The organism is Streptomyces sp. NPDC107559, assembly GCF_055657365.1.
This window is the reverse complement of record NZ_JBVKBD010000002.1, coordinates 971,096-986,937: the sequence shown is the minus strand read 5'-3', so window position 1 is coordinate 986,937 and position 15,842 is coordinate 971,096. Positions and strand designations below refer to the sequence as shown.

The 15,842-nt window shown below is 71.6% G+C and carries 13 protein-coding genes and 1 pseudogene; 10 read left to right on the top strand and 4 right to left on the bottom strand.

What is annotated here, in order from left to right:
- Positions 1 to 18 precede the first annotated feature (18 nt).
- The 4 genes from ACZ7OY_RS10760 to ACZ7OY_RS10745 all read left to right on the top strand — a co-directional run bounded on the left by ACZ7OY_RS10760 (position 19) and on the right by ACZ7OY_RS10745 (position 3,184).
- Positions 19 to 1,299 (top strand): AAA family ATPase, encoded by a 1,281-nt coding sequence (locus tag ACZ7OY_RS10760; RefSeq protein WP_471911067.1) that lies wholly within the window; start codon positions 19 to 21, stop codon positions 1,297 to 1,299.
- A complete protein-coding gene (locus ACZ7OY_RS10755) occupies positions 1,296 to 1,640 on the top strand; it encodes a nucleotide pyrophosphohydrolase (protein WP_471911066.1) in 345 nt (114 codons plus the stop codon). The genes ACZ7OY_RS10760 and ACZ7OY_RS10755 overlap by 4 nt, the downstream gene beginning before the upstream one ends.
- 198 nt (positions 1,641 to 1,838) lie before the next feature.
- A complete protein-coding gene (locus ACZ7OY_RS10750; RefSeq protein ID WP_471911213.1) occupies positions 1,839 to 2,300 on the top strand; it encodes a DUF6099 family protein in 462 nt (153 codons plus the stop codon).
- 296 nt (positions 2,301 to 2,596) lie between these two features.
- A complete protein-coding gene (locus tag ACZ7OY_RS10745) occupies positions 2,597 to 3,184 on the top strand; it encodes a hypothetical protein (protein ID WP_471911065.1) in 588 nt (195 codons plus the stop codon).
- 263 nt (positions 3,185 to 3,447) lie between these two features.
- On the opposite strand, the gene ACZ7OY_RS10740 is transcribed toward ACZ7OY_RS10745, so the two are convergent.
- On the bottom strand, positions 3,448 to 4,059 hold the full coding sequence (locus ACZ7OY_RS10740) for a hypothetical protein (RefSeq protein ID WP_471911064.1): 612 nt from the start codon (positions 4,057 to 4,059) through the stop codon (positions 3,448 to 3,450).
- 167 nt (positions 4,060 to 4,226) lie between these two features.
- Here ACZ7OY_RS10740 and ACZ7OY_RS10735 point away from each other — a divergent pair.
- From ACZ7OY_RS10735 to ACZ7OY_RS10725, 3 genes and pseudogenes are all read left to right on the top strand, one after another.
- Positions 4,227 to 4,550: pseudogene (locus tag ACZ7OY_RS10735) on the top strand (LLM class F420-dependent oxidoreductase); the annotation flags it as partial.
- Positions 4,551 to 4,867: 317 nt separating this feature from the next.
- Entirely contained in the window at positions 4,868 to 6,337 is a 1,470-nt protein-coding gene (locus ACZ7OY_RS10730) for a 3' terminal RNA ribose 2'-O-methyltransferase Hen1 (RefSeq protein ID WP_471911063.1), read from the top strand.
- A complete protein-coding gene (locus ACZ7OY_RS10725; protein WP_471911062.1) occupies positions 6,334 to 8,877 on the top strand; it encodes a polynucleotide kinase-phosphatase in 2,544 nt (847 codons plus the stop codon). The genes ACZ7OY_RS10730 and ACZ7OY_RS10725 overlap by 4 nt, the downstream gene beginning before the upstream one ends.
- A gap of 75 nt (positions 8,878 to 8,952) precedes the next feature.
- Here ACZ7OY_RS10725 and ACZ7OY_RS10720 read toward each other — a convergent pair whose 3' ends face one another.
- A complete protein-coding gene (locus ACZ7OY_RS10720) occupies positions 8,953 to 9,858 on the bottom strand; it encodes a hypothetical protein (protein ID WP_471911061.1) in 906 nt (301 codons plus the stop codon).
- Positions 9,855 to 10,925 (bottom strand): SPFH domain-containing protein, encoded by a 1,071-nt coding sequence (locus ACZ7OY_RS10715; RefSeq protein WP_384724036.1) that lies wholly within the window; start codon positions 10,923 to 10,925, stop codon positions 9,855 to 9,857. The genes ACZ7OY_RS10720 and ACZ7OY_RS10715 overlap by 4 nt, the downstream gene beginning before the upstream one ends.
- A 134-nt stretch (positions 10,926 to 11,059) precedes the next feature.
- On the opposite strand from ACZ7OY_RS10715, the gene ACZ7OY_RS10710 reads away from it, so the two are divergent.
- From ACZ7OY_RS10710 to ACZ7OY_RS10700, 3 genes are all read left to right on the top strand, one after another.
- A complete protein-coding gene (locus ACZ7OY_RS10710; RefSeq protein WP_471911060.1) occupies positions 11,060 to 12,283 on the top strand; it encodes an arginine deiminase in 1,224 nt (407 codons plus the stop codon).
- Positions 12,284 to 12,437: 154 nt separating this feature from the next.
- Positions 12,438 to 13,448 carry an ornithine carbamoyltransferase gene (gene argF / locus ACZ7OY_RS10705; RefSeq protein WP_471911059.1) on the top strand — a complete coding sequence of 337 codons (1,011 nt, stop codon included), beginning with the start codon at positions 12,438 to 12,440 and terminating at the stop codon, positions 13,446 to 13,448.
- A 182-nt stretch (positions 13,449 to 13,630) separates the two neighbouring features.
- Positions 13,631 to 15,133 (top strand): amino acid permease, encoded by a 1,503-nt coding sequence (locus ACZ7OY_RS10700; protein WP_471911058.1) that lies wholly within the window; start codon positions 13,631 to 13,633, stop codon positions 15,131 to 15,133.
- Here ACZ7OY_RS10700 and ACZ7OY_RS10695 read toward each other — a convergent pair.
- Positions 15,102 to 15,554, bottom strand: coding sequence for an ATP-binding protein (locus ACZ7OY_RS10695; RefSeq protein WP_471911057.1), 453 nt, complete (start codon positions 15,552 to 15,554; stop codon positions 15,102 to 15,104). The two genes, ACZ7OY_RS10700 and ACZ7OY_RS10695, sit on opposite strands and share 32 nt — an antisense overlap.
- Between the last annotated feature and the right edge of the window lie 288 nt (positions 15,555 to 15,842).

The following is a 15,842-nucleotide window of genomic DNA, read 5'->3' as shown; positions in this document are numbered from 1 at the left end:
GAGTCCTACGGTCCGGACATGGCTCCGCGTTCCCTGCCGTCCTTGCCTCCGGGACCTTCCGCTCCCTCCGCTCCTGTCGCTCCCCGCACGCCCTCTGTCGACTCCACGCCCTCCGCTTCCTCCGCCTCCTCCGCTTCCTCTGCGGGCTCTCTTCCTTCTCCGCCCGCCCGCCCCTCCGCGGGGTTCGTGGACCGACCGCACCTGACCGAACTGCGGCTGTCCGCCTTCGCGGGTCATCGGCGCGCGGGATTCCCGCTGGGGCCGGTCACCCTCCTGGCCGGGCCGAGCGGCAGCGGCAAGTCGACGGCGTTACGGGCCTACGAGGCACTCGCCCGGCTCGGTGGCGGCGCCGAACTCGGCGAGGTGTTCGCCGACCCGGCCGCCTGCGTACCCGAACGGGCCCGGCCGGACGCCCAGCGGCGCCGCGGCTTTCGTATCGGCTGTACTGCGGACGGGCCGCAGGGACCGGTCCGGCTCGACCTGGCCGTCCAGGCCGAGCCCGAACTTCGCATCGTCGGGGAGCGGTTGACGGCCGGTGGGCTGGTCCTGCTGGAGACCGCCCTGCGCGACCCCGGACGGCGCACCGTGCAGGCCGCGTGGCACACGGCCGGATCCGCGCCGGTGACCCGTGCTCCGCTCCCGGACGACCGGCTCGGCACCGCGCTGCTGCCGCTGCGGGTGGCCGGCAAGACGGACGGACAGCGCCAAGTGCTCGCCGCCGCCGAACAGATGGTGGTCGCGCTGCGCTCCGTCTTCCCCTGCGACCCCCGGCCGGAGCGGATGCGGACCCCCGTGCCGTCCGGTCCCGGACGGCTGCTCGGCGACTGCGCCAACCTCGCCGACGTCCTGTGGCGCACCCAGGCCGAATGCGGGCGGCGGCACGGGCAGTTCGTCGCGGCGCTCCGGGCCGGGTGCGCGGGACCCGTCGCCGGGGTCGTCGCCGAACGGCTGTCCGGCGGTACGGTCCACGCGTTGCTGGACCGGGGCGACGGCATCCGCAGCGGGCTCGGCCGGCTCGGTGACGGCGAACTGCGCTACGCCGCCCTCGCCCTGGTGCTGCTGACCGGTCCCGGCGTGCTCGAGGTCGACCCCGCAGGCGAGGTGCCCGCCGCGTTCCAGACGCTCACGGTGCTCGCCGACGGCTTCGACCGGGACCTGGACGGGCGGCAGCGCGCCGAACTGCTCCGGCTGGCGGCGCGGACGGGCGGGAGCGGGCATCTGCGCTTCGTCGGGACGGTGAGCGACGCCTCGTGGGCCGTCGGGACGGCGGGCGTCACGGTGGTACATCTGGACCCGTGACGAAAGAGCCCCAGCACCTGGACGTGGCCGCACTGCAGCGCCGACTGGCCGAGTTCGCGGCGGTACGCAACTGGCAGCCGTACCACACCCCGAAGAACCTGGTCGCCGCGCTCAGCGTGGAGGCCTCCGAACTGGTGGAGATCTTCCAGTGGCTGACACCGGAGGAGTCGGCGCGCGTCATGGACGACCCGGACACCGCGCACCGGGTCACGGACGAGGTCGCCGACGTGCTTGCCTATCTGCTGCAACTGTGCGAGGTGCTCGGGATCGACGCGCTGGCGGCGCTGGACGCGAAGATCGACCGGAACGAGGGGCGGTTCCCGGCACCGGGGGAGCGGTGACCGCGGCAGCCCCCGGCTGTAGGAGCCGCACGATCCGCTTTCACTCTCCGGAGTTGTTCGCCTGCTCGAAATCGATTTGTTGTCCGCAGATTTCCGTCTTCCTCTGGCTTTTCGTCCCACGGCACCTCACTCTGGGTAGTGGACAACGAAGTTCGGGCGGACGTGCTGACAACACGTCCCGGCGGACGGGGGAAGGCCATGGAGGCGGTGCGGCTCATCCTGACGAGCAGACGTGCTCTCGCCGGGAGCAACGGAGTACCGGAGATCTTGACGGAGGTGTGGCAGGCCCAAGCCCTGGCACAGGCGATCGGCAGCCGGCTGGCGGTCTCGGGTCCGCCCGAACTGCGCGGTGAGGCACTGGGGTTGACCGAGCTCGCGGGCAGAGGCTGTGGCGTCCTTGAGGCGCCGGAACTCGATCCCGGGGAGTTGCGTGCCGCTCAGCTGACGGAACTGGACGACGCCCGTCAGGCGCTGCTCGACCTCGGCGTCCTGCTGGGCGAGGTCGGTATCGCCCTGGTCGGCATCGCCAGCGGTGCGGACGACGAGGGGACGTACTGGCAGTGCATGGAGGCGATCGACGCGGCGGACGAATCCCGGGACCGGGTCCGGGAGATGCTGCGCAAGCTGGCGGACCGGGACCAGGTACTGCCGGAGCGCTGACGTCGCAGGCCCGGCGGTGGGTCTGATGGGGCCGGTGGGCCCCGTGGAGTGCACGATGGAGGTATGGATCTTCGCATCTTCACCGATGTGGGGATGCCCCAGGTCTTTGCTATCAACGGCCGGACGGTTTGGGCTGTACCGACGAGTGCGCAGCGACGACATGGAAAGGCTTGTGAGCCCGGCTTGACATGGATCACCAAGTCGCGTTCACAGCCCCTGGCACGGCCGAAGCCGACCGGACGCCCAGGCGGAGGCCGCTCGCAGCGGATCCCTTGCTCCGTGTGAGAGTGGGGCGCATGGGCAACTCGCGGGCGTATCCCGTCTTCCGTACCACCGACGCCGTCGAGGCATGGACGCAGGCGCTGCGCCTGAACGCCCTGCTGGAGGAGCACGACGACGAGGTGACCCTGATGGCCGACCTGCTGACCGTCGAGGACACGCGGCGGATGGCGGCGGTGCTGCCCGACGCCGAATACAACTACGTCCATTCCCGGATGGACCCCGTGACACAGGACTTCGCGAAGTTCAGCTTGGTGATCACCTCCGCGGAGAACTCCGCACTGGAGCCGGAACTGCCTCTGGCTTTCATGCACTACGTTCCAGCGGGCACCGTGGAGGACCGGTTCGTGCGAGCCGTGGGAAAGGGAATGGCCTCGATCGGCTGGGGCGGCAGATGGCCGGACGACGCGGAGACGGAGTCGTACGGCTCTGCCACGTACGACGGCGTGGAGGTTGTCTTCAACGGCGACAACGTCGACTGGTCGCATCCTGCCGAGCACCACACCGTCTTCGTCCACGTCGACAAGGGGGGCGATCTTCCACGGGCGGAGAAGCTCGCCGCACACCTCGGCAGCACTGTGCTGGGAGATTCTCAGCGCGGCTGATGGGGGCGCAGCTCTGCCAGTCTGGTCGACTTCTTGAACATGCCTTGGAAAGGCCTGTGAACACGGCTTGACATGGATCAAGGTGCCCTTCCTCAGGAACGGCAGATGACTGGTCCGTCCAGTGTGGGAAGCGTTCAGACTACGCGGCTGACCGTCCTGCCGTCGTGTCGCGCCGCATGGCTAGTTCATCCGTGCGAGCAGACGATTGGTCCAAGCCGAGCCGTGTTCGAAGACTTGGGGACGTCTCGTTCGGTGGGTCCGGTCTACATGCCGCGGTCCGGGCCGTAACTGACGCGTTGGTGCTCGTCGGGTGTCATCGGCAGGTACTCCAGCATCGCGGGGCCGGGGTAGTACGCCGCGCTCTTGTATCCCGCCATGTCCTCTCCGATCAGGAACCGGTAGAGCCACTCGGCGAACGGCATCGGATAGCCGGCCCAGTCTCCGTCCCCGCACGCGACGCACATGCCGCCGGGGAAGCCATGGACCTGGGGTGCCAGGAAGATGGTTTCTCCCCGGTCCGTGGAAGCCAGTGGAATCAGGCCTTGTGGGGTGCCGAAAGCGAGGTCCTGCAGTCCGCAGATCTGACGGGGGTCGGACTCGGGATCGTTCGTCCAGTCCCGTTTCCACCGGCTCTGGGCATACGCCCGGGAGGTGTCGCGTATCGACTCCGAAAGGTTCCACCGAGAGGTGGCCGGATGCGACAGATACAGGTGTTCGTTGATCTGGATCGGCGCGTACGCGTCGACGACGGTCTTGTAGTCCGTGGGAAGTTCCGTGCCGAGTTCGGTCTCCAGGCGGGCCCAGGCGGCCGGATCGGCGTAGCGGTTCTCGGGCGGGCCGATCATGTCGAGCACGGCTCGCAGATAGTCGGTCATGGCGTGCGGACCCTCACTGTCGGAAGCAGGACGGGGTGCGTCCGTCTCGGCAAGCCGACATCCGATCATGCCTGACGGGCAGGAGGAGCCTATGCGGGACCACTGACATCGATGCTTGTGAGGTGAATCCGGTGCATCGACTTGTCGATCTCCTCGGGTAGCGCCGGGAGGACAGCGAGCGGCAGTTCGGCCGGGTGCGGGCCGCCGCGGCGCAAGCCGGCCGGTCGGCCGACGACCTCGTCTGCTCCAACGCCCTCGTGGTCTGCGTCGGCAGGGACAACCAGGAGGTCGCCCGGCGCGCCGCCGCGATGGGCCGCGAGGTCGACGAGCTCAAGGCCAACGGTCTGGCGGGCTCGCCGGCCGAGGTCGTCGACCGGATCGGCCGCTACGCGGAGATCGGATCCCGGCGGATGTACCTCCAGATGCTGGACCTCGACGACCTGGATCACCTGGAGCTGATCTCGTCCCAGGTGCAGTCACAGTTGTCGTAGTGGGGTGTGCGCGGCCGGCGGGGGACGGCTCGTGGACGCCGTCCCCCGACGGCTCGGGCCCGGTGGACTCCGCCGCCCGGCGCCACACGCTCGCCGTCGCCGGGCGCCACACGCTCGCCGTCGCCGGGCGCCACACGCTCACCGCCGTCGGGCGCCACGTACGCGCGGCCGCCTGTCGCCACGTACTTGCGGACGCGGGCCGCGGACGCCGGTCGCCACGTACTCGCCGCCGCCCGGCGCCACGCGCCACCCCCCGGTGCCCAAACGCGTGGGAAAACCGGTGGTCGCGAGCCGTTTCGCCCGGGAGACTCGACCATATGTTCCTGACGATCAGCACCACCGGCACCAAGGAGCGCCCCGCGACCGACCTCGGATTCCTGCTGCACAAGCATCCGGGGAAATCGCAGGCGTTCTCGACGTCCTACGGCACCGCGCACGTCCTCTACCCCGAGGCGGACGACGAGCGCTGCACGGCTGCGCTGCTGCTGGAGGTCGATACGGTGGCGCTGGTGCGGCGCGGCAAGGGCAAGGGGCGGGGCGGCGCACCCGACGCGGCGCTCGCGCAGTACGTCAACGACCGCCCGTACGCGGCCTCCTCGCTGCTCGCGGTCGCGCTGAGCGCGGTGTTCTCCAGCGCGATGCGCGGGGTGTGCACCGCCCTCCCGGAGCGGGCCGGGCAGCCCCTGCCGCTGCGCATCGAGGTGCCCGCGCTGCCCGCCCGCGGCGGCCCCGGCCTGGTCGGACGCCTTTTCGAGCCGCTCGGCTGGACGGTGACCGCCGAGCCGGTGGCCCTGGACAGCGAGTTCCCGGAGTGGGGTGACTCGCGGTACGTGCACTTGGTCCTCGCCTCGCAGACGCTGACCCTCGCCGAGGCCCTGCGCCACCTCTACGTCCTGCTGCCCGTCCTGGACGACGCCAAGCACTACTGGGTCGCCCCCGACGAGGTCGACAAGCTGCTGCGGGTCGGAGAGGGCTGGCTGCCCGACCACCCCGAGCAGAAGCTGATCACCAGCCGGTATCTGTCGCGTCGCTGGTCGCTGACCCGCGAGGCGATGGAGCGGCTGGAGCTGGTGCGGCTCGCGGAGGCCGACGACAGCGCGGTCGAGGAGATCGACAACGCCGTGGCGGCCGAGGCCGAGACGGAGGAGAAGCCGACCCCGCTGGCCGTGCAGCGCCGCGACGCGATCGTCGCCGCGCTGACCGAGTCCGGTGCGGCCCGGGTCCTCGACCTCGGCTGCGGACAGGGCCAGTTGGTGCAGGCGCTGCTGAAGGACCCGCGGTTCACGCAGATCGTGGGCGTGGACGTCTCGGTGCGGGCGCTGACCATCGCCGCCCGGCGGCTGAAGCTGGACCGGATGGGCGAGCGGCAGGCCGCGCGCGTCCAGCTCCTCCAGGGCTCGCTCGCCTACACCGACAACCGGCTCAAGGGGTACGACGCCGCCGTGCTGAGCGAGGTGATCGAGCACCTCGACCTGCCCCGGCTGCCCGCCCTGGAATACGCGGTGTTCGGCGCGGCGCGTCCGCGCACGGTCCTCGTGACCACCCCGAACGTCGAGTACAACGTCCGCTGGGAGACCCTTCCGGCCGGACACGTCCGGCACGGCGACCACCGCTTCGAGTGGACGCGCGAGGAGTTCCGCTCCTGGGCGCACGCCGTGGCCGAACGGCACGGCTACGAAGTGGAGTTCAGGCCGGTCGGACCGGACGACCCCGAGGTGGGGCCGCCGACCCAGATGGCCGTGTTCCGGATGCGGGACACCGACAAGAAGGAGGCGAAGGCGGCATGACCGAGATCCGACAGGGGCGCACCCTGCCCGTCACCGACCTCTCCCTCGTGGTCCTGATCGGTGCCTCCGGCTCGGGCAAGTCCACCTTCGCCCGACGCCACTTCAAGCCCACCGAGGTCCTCTCCTCCGACTTCTGCCGCGGCCTGGTCAGCGACGACGAGAACGACCAGAGCGCCAGCCGGGACGCCTTCGACGTCCTGCACTACATCGCGGGCAAGCGGCTCGCGGCGGGCCGGCGCACGGTCGTCGACGCCACCAACGTGCAGCAGGACTCCCGGCGTCAGCTGATCGACCTCGCCCGGAAGTACGACGTGCTGCCCATCGCCATCGTGCTGGACGTCCCGGAGGAGGTGTGCGCCCAGCGCAACGCGGCCCGCACCGACCGGGCGGACATGCCGCGCCGGGTGGTCCAGCGCCACATCCGCGAACTGCGCCGCTCGCTGCGCCACCTGGAGCGCGAGGGGTTCCGCAAGGTGCATGTGCTGCGCGGGGTGGAGGAGATCGACCACGCCGCCGTCGTCACCGAGAAGCGGTTCAACGACCTCACCCACCTCACCGGTCCCTTCGACATCGTCGGGGACATCCACGGCTGCTCGGCCGAACTGGAGTCCCTGCTGACCCGGCTGGGCTATGTCGACGGCGTGCACCCGGACGGCCGTACGGCGGTGTTCGTCGGCGACCTCGTCGACCGCGGCCCGGACAGCCCCGGTGTGCTGCGCCGGGTGATGTCCATGGTCGGCTCCGGCAACGCCCTGTGCGTGCCCGGCAACCACGAGAACAAGTACGGGCGGTACCTCAAGGGCCGCAACGTCCAGCACACCCACGGCCTGGCCGAGACGATCGACCAGATGGCGGGCGAGAGCGAGGAGTTCAAGCAGCAGGTACGCGAGTTCATCGACGGGCTCGTCAGCCACTACGTCCTCGACGGCGGCCGGCTGGTCGTCTGCCACGCCGGTCTGCCGGAGAAGTACCACGGCCGCACCTCCGGCCGGGTCCGCTCGCACGCGCTGTACGGCGACACCACCGGCGAGACCGACGAGTTCGGCCTGCCGGTGCGCTACCCGTGGGCCGAGGACTACCGGGGCCGGGCGGCCGTGGTCTACGGCCACACGCCCGTCCCGACGGCCACCTGGCTGAACAACACCATCTGCCTGGACACCGGCGCCGTCTTCGGCGGCAAGCTCACCGCGCTGCGCTGGCCGGAGCGCGAACTGGTCGACGTACCGGCCGAACAGGTCTGGTACGAGCCGACGAAGCCGCTGCGCAGCGAGGCGCCGGGCGGTCACGACGGACGCCCGCTGGACCTGGCGGACGTGCACGGCCGCCGGGCGGTCGAGACCCGGTACGCCGGCCGGGTGGCGGTCCGCGAGGAGAACGCGGCCGCCGCCCTGGAGGTCATGAGCCGCTTCGCGGTGGACCCGCGGCTGCTGCCGTACCTCCCGCCGACCATGGCGCCGACGGCCACCTCGCACGTCGAGGGCTATCTGGAGCACCCCGTCGAGGCGTTCACGCAGTACCGCGAGGACGGTGTCGAGCGGGTCGTGTGCGAGGAGAAGCACATGGGCTCGCGGGCGGTGGCCCTGGTCTGCCGGGACGCGGGGACGGCACAGAAGCGCTTCGGCGTCGGGGCGGGTCCGACCGGCTCCCTGTACACCCGTACCGGCCGCCCGTTCTTCGACGACCCCTCGGTCACCGAGGCGGTCCTCGGCCGGCTGCGGTCGGCGGTCGACGCGGCCGGGCTGTGGGCGGAGCTCGACACCGACTGGCTGCTGCTCGACGCCGAGCTGATGCCGTGGTCGCTGAAGGCGCAGGGACTGCTGCGCAGCCAGTACGCGGCGGTGGGCGCCGCCTCCGGGGCGGTGTTCCCGGGTGCGCTGGCCGCGCTGGAGGGCGCGGCCGCCCGGGGCGTCGACGTCACCGGCCTGCTGGCCCGCCAGCGTGAACGGGCCGCGGACGCCGCCGCGTTCACCGACGCCTACCGGCGCTACTGCTGGACCACGGACGGTCTCGACGGCGTGCGGCTGGCGCCGTTCCAGATCCTGGCCGTCCAGGGCCGCAGCCTCGCCGCGCTCCCGCACGACGAACAGCTCGCCCTGCTCGACCGGCTCGTCGAGCACGACGGCACCGGACTGCTGCGCACCACGCGGCGCCTGTACGTCGACACCGGGGACCCGGAGTCGGTACGGGCCGGTGTCGACTGGTGGCTGGAGATGACGGGCCGCGGCGGCGAGGGCATGGTCGTCAAGCCGCTCGGCGCGGTGGTGCGCACCGGCGAGGGACGTCTGGCGCAGCCCGGCATCAAGTGCCGGGGACGCGAGTACCTGCGGATCATCTACGGTCCGGAGTACACGCGCCCCGACAACCTGACCCGGCTGCGCGGGCGGTTCCTGAACCACAAGCGCTCCCTCGCGATCCGCGAGTACGCGCTCGGTCTGGAGGCCCTGGACCGGCTGGCGGAGGGCGAGCCGCTGTGGCGGGTGCACGAGGCGGTGTTCGGAGTGCTGGCCCTGGAGTCGGAGCCGGTGGACCCGCGGCTGTGAGCCGTGCTGCCGCGGTCGTGGCGGGTGGGGGCCGAACGCCCGGCGGGTGAGCCTCACCCGCCGGGTGGCTCCGGCTCACCCCACCAGCCGCAGCCGCTCCCCGCACACCCCCACCCGCACCGACTGTCCCCAGGTCAGTTCCAGCGAGTCCGTCTCCATGCCGTCGCCGAAGGCGATGAGGCGCTCCGATTCGACGGTGATCCGCAGTCGGCCGTCGGCCGTGAGCTCGCCCGCGATCAGCGAGGTGCCGGTGGCGGGCGAGGGCCAGGCCTCGCGGACGAACCACAGCAGGCGTTCCTCCGTACGGCCGGGCAGCCGCAGGTCCGCCCCGCGCTCCTGCCACACCGACCGGAGCCAGCCGGTCGCCCCCGTCCCGGTCCCCACCAGCACACCGGAGGAGGCCTGGGCCTCGACGGCACCCCTTTCGCCGTCGAGCCCCAGACGGTAGCGGGCGGTCTGGTGACCGGGCGCACCCAGGTAGATCTCGTTCAGGGCCACCAGCCGCTGGGTGTCGTCCGCGACGGCCTCGACCATGGTGAGTTCCTCGGTGCCGGAACCGGTGCCCCGGGCGAGGGCGGCCGGCAGCAGCGCGGCGGTGTCCCGCGCCCGGTGCCGTACGAGCACGCCCGGATTGCGTCCGGGGTCGGTGTCGACGCCCACCACGGGCTGCCCGGCCAGGTACTTGGCGACGTTCGCCACCAGCCCGTCCTGCCCGACCACCACGACGACGTCCTCGGCCGCGAACAGGAAGCGGTCCAGGTCGGCGCGCTCCACCCGGGCCTGACGCCAGGTCAGCGGTACGGCCGCGGCGACCTCGGCCAGGGCCCGCCGGGTCCGGCGGTGCCGTTCGGCGACCTCCTCGATGTCACGGCCGCGGGAGGCGAGGAAGAAGGCGGCCTGGCCGTGCGTGCCGTGCCGGGCCACCAACTCCTCGTACTCCGTGGTGCGGTGGACGATCACCGCGCGCGGGGCGAGGCTCACTCCCGGTCCTGCGAACCGAGCCGGGCGAGCAGGCCCGTCAGCACGTCCGGCGACACCGTCACGCTGTCGATGCGCGGCAGGTTCTCGGCCAGCCGCGTCCCGGTGAGCGCGTGCAGCGTGGCCACGTCCACCTCGGCGTGCACCCGCAGCCAGGCCGCCTGGGCCTGCGCCCGTGCCTCGCCGACCTCGCGCGCGCCCTCGGCCTCGGCGCGGGCCAGCCGTACCGCACGGGTCGCCTCGGCTTCCGCGAGCTTGACCGTGCGGGCCGCCTCGGCCTCCGCCAGGCGGACCGCACGGGCCGCCTCCGCGCCGGCCCGTACCGCGTCGGCGGCCGCGTGCTCCTCCGCCTCGCGCCGCGCGTTCGTGCCGCGCTGGTCGACCAACTGCTCCTCGCGGCGGGCGAGTTCGATCTGGCTGGCCAGCTCGTTCTCGGCGATGGTCCGCTCGCGTTCGACGGCCACGGCCCGCCGCTCGTAGGTCGCCCGGTCGGCCTCCTGCTGGATCTGCTCGCGGGCCGGGGTGCGCAGCGCCCGCTCCACCTCCGGCTCCGGGCGCAGTGCCATCACCCGGACGGCCACCACCTCGATGCCGGTGGCGGGCAGCCGCGGCTCGGCCCCCAGCCCCGCCGCGATCCGCTCGCGCACCGCCGCCACCCCGTCGACCAGCGCCGACGACAGCGGCGTACGGGCCAGTACGTCCAGTGCGTGCTGCTGGGCCGTCTCGGTCAGCAGCGTGCCGAGCTGCTCCAGCGGGGCACCCCGCCACCCGCCGGTGTCCGGGTCGATCGAGAAGTCCAGGCGGGCGGCCGCGACGGCCGGGTCGCCGATCCGGTAGGTGACGGTCGCCTGGACCGCGACGTCCTGGAAGTCGGAGGTGCGGGCGTGGAACGTCATGGCCAGTTCCCGGTCGTCGACCGGGATCTCGGATATCGCGGCCGTCAGCGGGCGGAACCAGAAGCTGAGTCCAGGGCCGTCGTGCACGGGCTTGCCCGAGCGGTGGTACCGGATGTGCGCCGTCGGCGCGCCGCGCAGATGGCGCCAGCCCAGGCGCCGGGTGATGTCGGCCATGGTCGATCCCCTCCCGTTTTCTCGTCATCGAGACGATAACGGAGAGGCTGTTTATCGTCAAGGGGACGAGAAGAAGGGGAGGGGAATTCTGGGAGGGGAGGGTCAGGGCGGCCCGCGATGGTCAGGATGGAGGCATGGGATTCCATGTCGACTCCGAGACCGGACGGCTGCGCCGCGTCATCCTGCACCGGCCGGATCTAGAGCTCAAGAGGCTCACCCCCAGCAACAAGGACGCCCTCCTCTTCGACGACGTGCTGTGGGTGCGCCGGGCGCGCGCCGAGCACGACGGGTTCGCGGACGTGCTGCGCGACCGCGGGGTCGTCGTCCATCTCTTCGGTGACCTGCTCGCCGAGACCCTGGCGATCCCGCAGGCCCGGGAGCTGGTCCTGGACCGCGTCTTCGACGAGAAGGAGTACGGCCCGCTCGCCACCGACCACCTGCGCGCCGCCTACGCGACCCTGCCCGCCCGCGAGCTGGCCGAGGCCCTCGTCGGCGGGGCGACCAAGCGGGAGTTCCTCCAGGCGCACCAGGAGCCGGCCTCCGTGCGCTTCCACGCCATGGAGCTGGACGACTTCCTGCTCGGTCCGCTGCCCAACCACCTGTTCACCCGGGACACCTCCGCCTGGATCTACGACGGCGTCTCCATCAACGCCATGCGCTGGCCGGCCCGGCAGCGCGAGACCGTCCACTTCGAGGCGATCTACCGGCACCACCCGCTCTTCCGTGACGAGGGGTTCCATCTCTGGTCCGAGGGGCAGGCCGACTATCCCTCCACCATCGAGGGCGGGGACGTCCTGGTGATCGGCAACGGTGCCGTGCTCATCGGCATGAGCGAGCGCACCACGCCCCAGGCCGTGGAGATGCTCGCGCACAAGCTGTTCGCCGCCGGCTCCGCCCGCACGATCGTGGCGCTCGACCTGCCGAAGCGGCGCGCCTTCATGCATCTCGACACCGTGATGACCATGGTCGACGGCGACACCTTCACCCAGTACGCCGGACTCGGCATGCTCCGCTCGTACACCATCGAACCGGGCTCCGGCGAGAAGGAGGTGAAGGTCACCGACCATCCGCCCGAGCACATGCACCGCGCGATCGCCGCCGCCCTCGGGCTGAGCGAGATCCGGGTGCTGACCGCCACCCAGGACGTGCATGCCGCCGAACGCGAGCAGTGGGACGACGGCTGCAACGTCCTCGCGGTCGAGCCGGGTGTGGTCGTCGCCTACGAGCGCAACGCCACCACCAACACCCATCTGCGCAAACAGGGGATCGAGGTGATCGAGATCCCGGGCAGCGAGCTGGGGCGGGGCAGGGGCGGGCCGCGCTGCATGAGCTGCCCGGTGGAGCGGGACGCCGTATAGGGGAGGCGTGGGAAGGGGGCGCGGGAGGGGGGCGCGGGAGGGGGCAGGACGGGGGCGGACCGGGGTGCGGGACAAGGCGTGTATAGAAATGCTGAATTTCGTATAGAATTCCATCCGTCCCTGTCCCTGCCCCCGCACCCGTTGGAGCGCCCCCATGGCGACAGTCCCGACCGCCCTCGCCGGCCGCCACTTCCTCAAGGAGCTGGACTTCACCGAGGACGAGTTCCGCGGTCTGATCGAGCTGTCCGCCGAGCTGAAGGCCGCCAAGAAGGCCGGGGCCGAGACGCGGTACCTCCAGGGCCGGAACATCGCGCTGATCTTCGCGAAGACCTCGACGCGCACCCGCTGCGCGTTCGAGGTCGCGGCCGCCGACCAGGGCGCCTCGACGACCTACCTCGACCCGTCCGGCTCGCAGATGGGCCACAAGGAGTCCGTTCGGGACACCGCGCGCGTCCTCGGCCGCATGTTCGACGCGATCCAGTACCGCGGCGACAGCCAGGCCGGTGTCGAGGAACTGGCGCGGTACGCCGGCGTGCCCGTCTACAACGGCCTCACCGACGACTGGCACCCCACCCAGATGCTCGCCGATGTGCTGACCATGACGGAGCACAGCAGCAAGCCCCTGACGGAGATCGCCTTCGCCTACCTCGGCGACGCCCGCTTCAACATGGGCAACTCCTATCTGATCACCGGCGCCCTGCTCGGCATGGACGTACGGATCGTCGCGCCGAAGGCGTACTGGCCCGCCCAGGAGATCGTCGACCGGGCCCGCGAGCTGGCCGACGCCAGCGGTGCCCGGGTCACCCTCACCGAGGACGTCCCGGAGGGCGTCGCGGGCGCCGACTTCGTCGCCACCGACGTGTGGGTCTCCATGGGCGAGCCCAAGGAGGTCTGGGACGAGCGGATCGAGGCCCTCGCCCCGTACGCCGTGACGATGGACGTGCTGCGCGCCACCGGCAACCCCGGCGTGAGGTTCCTGCACTGCCTGCCCGCGTTCCACGACCTGGGCACCCAGGTCGGGCGCGACATCCACGAGCGGCACGGCCTGGAGTACCTGGAGGTGAGCGACGAGGTCTTCGAGTCGGAGCACTCGGTCGTCTTCGACGAGGCCGAGAACCGGCTGCACACCATCAAGGCGATCCTGGTCGCGACTCTCGCCCGCTAGGACCTGTCCCAGGGCCTGTGGCGCCCGTCATCGCTCCCCGGTTCATCTGCCCCTATTCTGACCGGCGGCCCGGAATGACCCCTTCCGTGGCCGTCGCGCGACCTCCCCCGAACTCCCGGTCCGGCCGGGTGGGGGGCACCCCTGCGGTCGCACCCGCACCACCAGAAACGAGCACCACCCGCATGCCCGCTCCCGCGACCAAGCTTCGCATCAAGTCCCCTGCCCTCCTCGTCGCCGAATCCGGCGCCGACCGCGCGGGCCACGGCCTCAAGCGCACCATGGGCCTCTTCCAGCTCATCTGTTTCGGTGTGGGCGCGATCGTCGGCACCGGCATCTTCGTCGGGCTCTCCGACTCGGTGGCGCAGGCCGGACCGGCCGTCGTCGTCTCCTTCGTGCTCGCCGCGATCACCTGCGTGTTCACCGCGCTGTCGTTCGCCGAGCTGGGCGGCGCGATCCCGGTCTCCGGGTCGTCGTACTCCTTCGCCTACGCCGGACTCGGCGAGACCACCGCCTTCCTGGTCGGCTGGTGCCTGCTGCTGGAGTACGGCATCTCCATCTCGGCCGTCGCGGTCGGCTGGAGCCAGTACGTCAACGAACTGCTCAACAGCCTGTTCGGCCACCAGCTCCCCGCCGCGCTGTCCGCCGGGCCGGGCGACGGCGGGGTCGTCAACCTGCCCGCCGTGATCGTTATCGCGATGGCCTGTGTGCTGCTGGTGCGCGGGGTGCGCGAGAGCGCCCGCGCCACCGCCGCCATGGCCGCGGTCAAGCTCGCCATCCTGCTCGCGTTCTGCGCCATCGGCTACAGCGCCTTCAAGGACGGCAACCTCACCCCGTTCTCCCCGGCCGGTCTCGGCGGTATCGGCGCGGGCACGACGGCCGCCTTCTTCTCCTACATCGGCTTCGACGCGATCACCACGGCCGGCGAGGAGGCGAAGAACCCCCGCCGGGACATCCCGGTGGCGATCCTCGTCTGCATGGGCGTGGTGACCCTGCTGTACTGCGCGGTCGCCCTGGCCGCGATCGGCGCGATCGGCGCCGACGAGGTGGGCGGCCGGCCCGCCGCGCTGTCGTACGTCGTCAACGAGGTCACCGGCTCCACGGTCGGCGGCGCCGTCGTCGCCTTCGGCGCGGTCGTCGCCATCGCCTCGGTGGTGCTCGCGGTGATGTACGGCCAGAGCCGCATCCTGATGTCGATGTCCCGGGACGGGCTCGTCCCGCGCGTCTTCGAGAAGGTGTCGCCCCGGACCTCGACCCCCGTGGCCGGCACCCTGATCATCGCGGTCGTGTTCGCGATCCCGGCGGCCTTCGCCTCGCTGGACGCGGTGGTCAACCTGTGCACCATCGGCACCCTGGCCGTCATGGCCGTCGTCAACCTCGCCGTCCTCGCGCTGCGCCGCCGCGAGCCGGGCCTCAAGCGCACCTTCCGGGTCCCGCTCTACCCCGTCGCGCCCCTGCTCGGCATCGGCTTCTGCCTCTACCTGATGTACGAGACGGGCTGGACGACCTGGCTCCAGTTCGCCGCGTTCCTCGCGGCCGGACTCGGCGTGTACGCCGCCTACGGCCGCCGGCACTCCCGGCTGGCCACGACCGCGGCGGCCCCCGCGGCCACGGAGGCCGCGGAGGTCGTGCCGATCGGCGTGCCGGCGGCCGAGGTCACCGCGGACGTCGTTGAGGCGGCACGGTAGCCAGCCGGAACCAGACCGCCTTGCCGGAGTCGGTGGGGCGGTGACCGCAGGACGAGCTCAGGGCGCGGATCAGCAGCAGACCGCGCCCGTGCTCCTGCCACGGGTCCGGTGCCGCGACGCCGGGCCGGGTGAGATCCCGCGGCGGCGCCGGGTCGGGATCGTGCACCTCGACCTGGCAGCCGGACGGCCGCAGCTCCACGACCAGCTCTATCGGAGCGGACCCGGCGGTGTGCTCCACGGCGTTCGCCACCAGCTCGGCGGTGAGCAGCTCCGCCGTGTCGCTGTCCGCGCCGTGCGGCACCTCGGCCAGCGCCGTACGGACCAGGGCGCGGGCCACCGGCACGGCCGCGGCGGTGTGCGGCAGCGCGATGCGCCAGGAGGCGGAGGCGGAAGGGCGTTCTTGCAAGGCGAGTCCGTTCATGGCGCAGGCCACCTCGTGATCGACATCAGGCCGGCCTGCTTTCAATCCTCAGGAATGGTACGGCGCCCTCCGTCAGGTACGTACGACGGGCGTCGCCCGGGGCCAGTGCCCCGACAACGAGCGGCTTACCCGGACCGGCGGCCGGTCTCCCACGACTGCCCCGATTGTTACCGCGCTATTGATTCTCTGTGACCACCGTGACGGTTGCGACGGATGAGGTGGGATCCGGTCACACGGTGACACCGCATCGGACTATCGCGCACTCGTGACGACAGTCAGATATCGGTG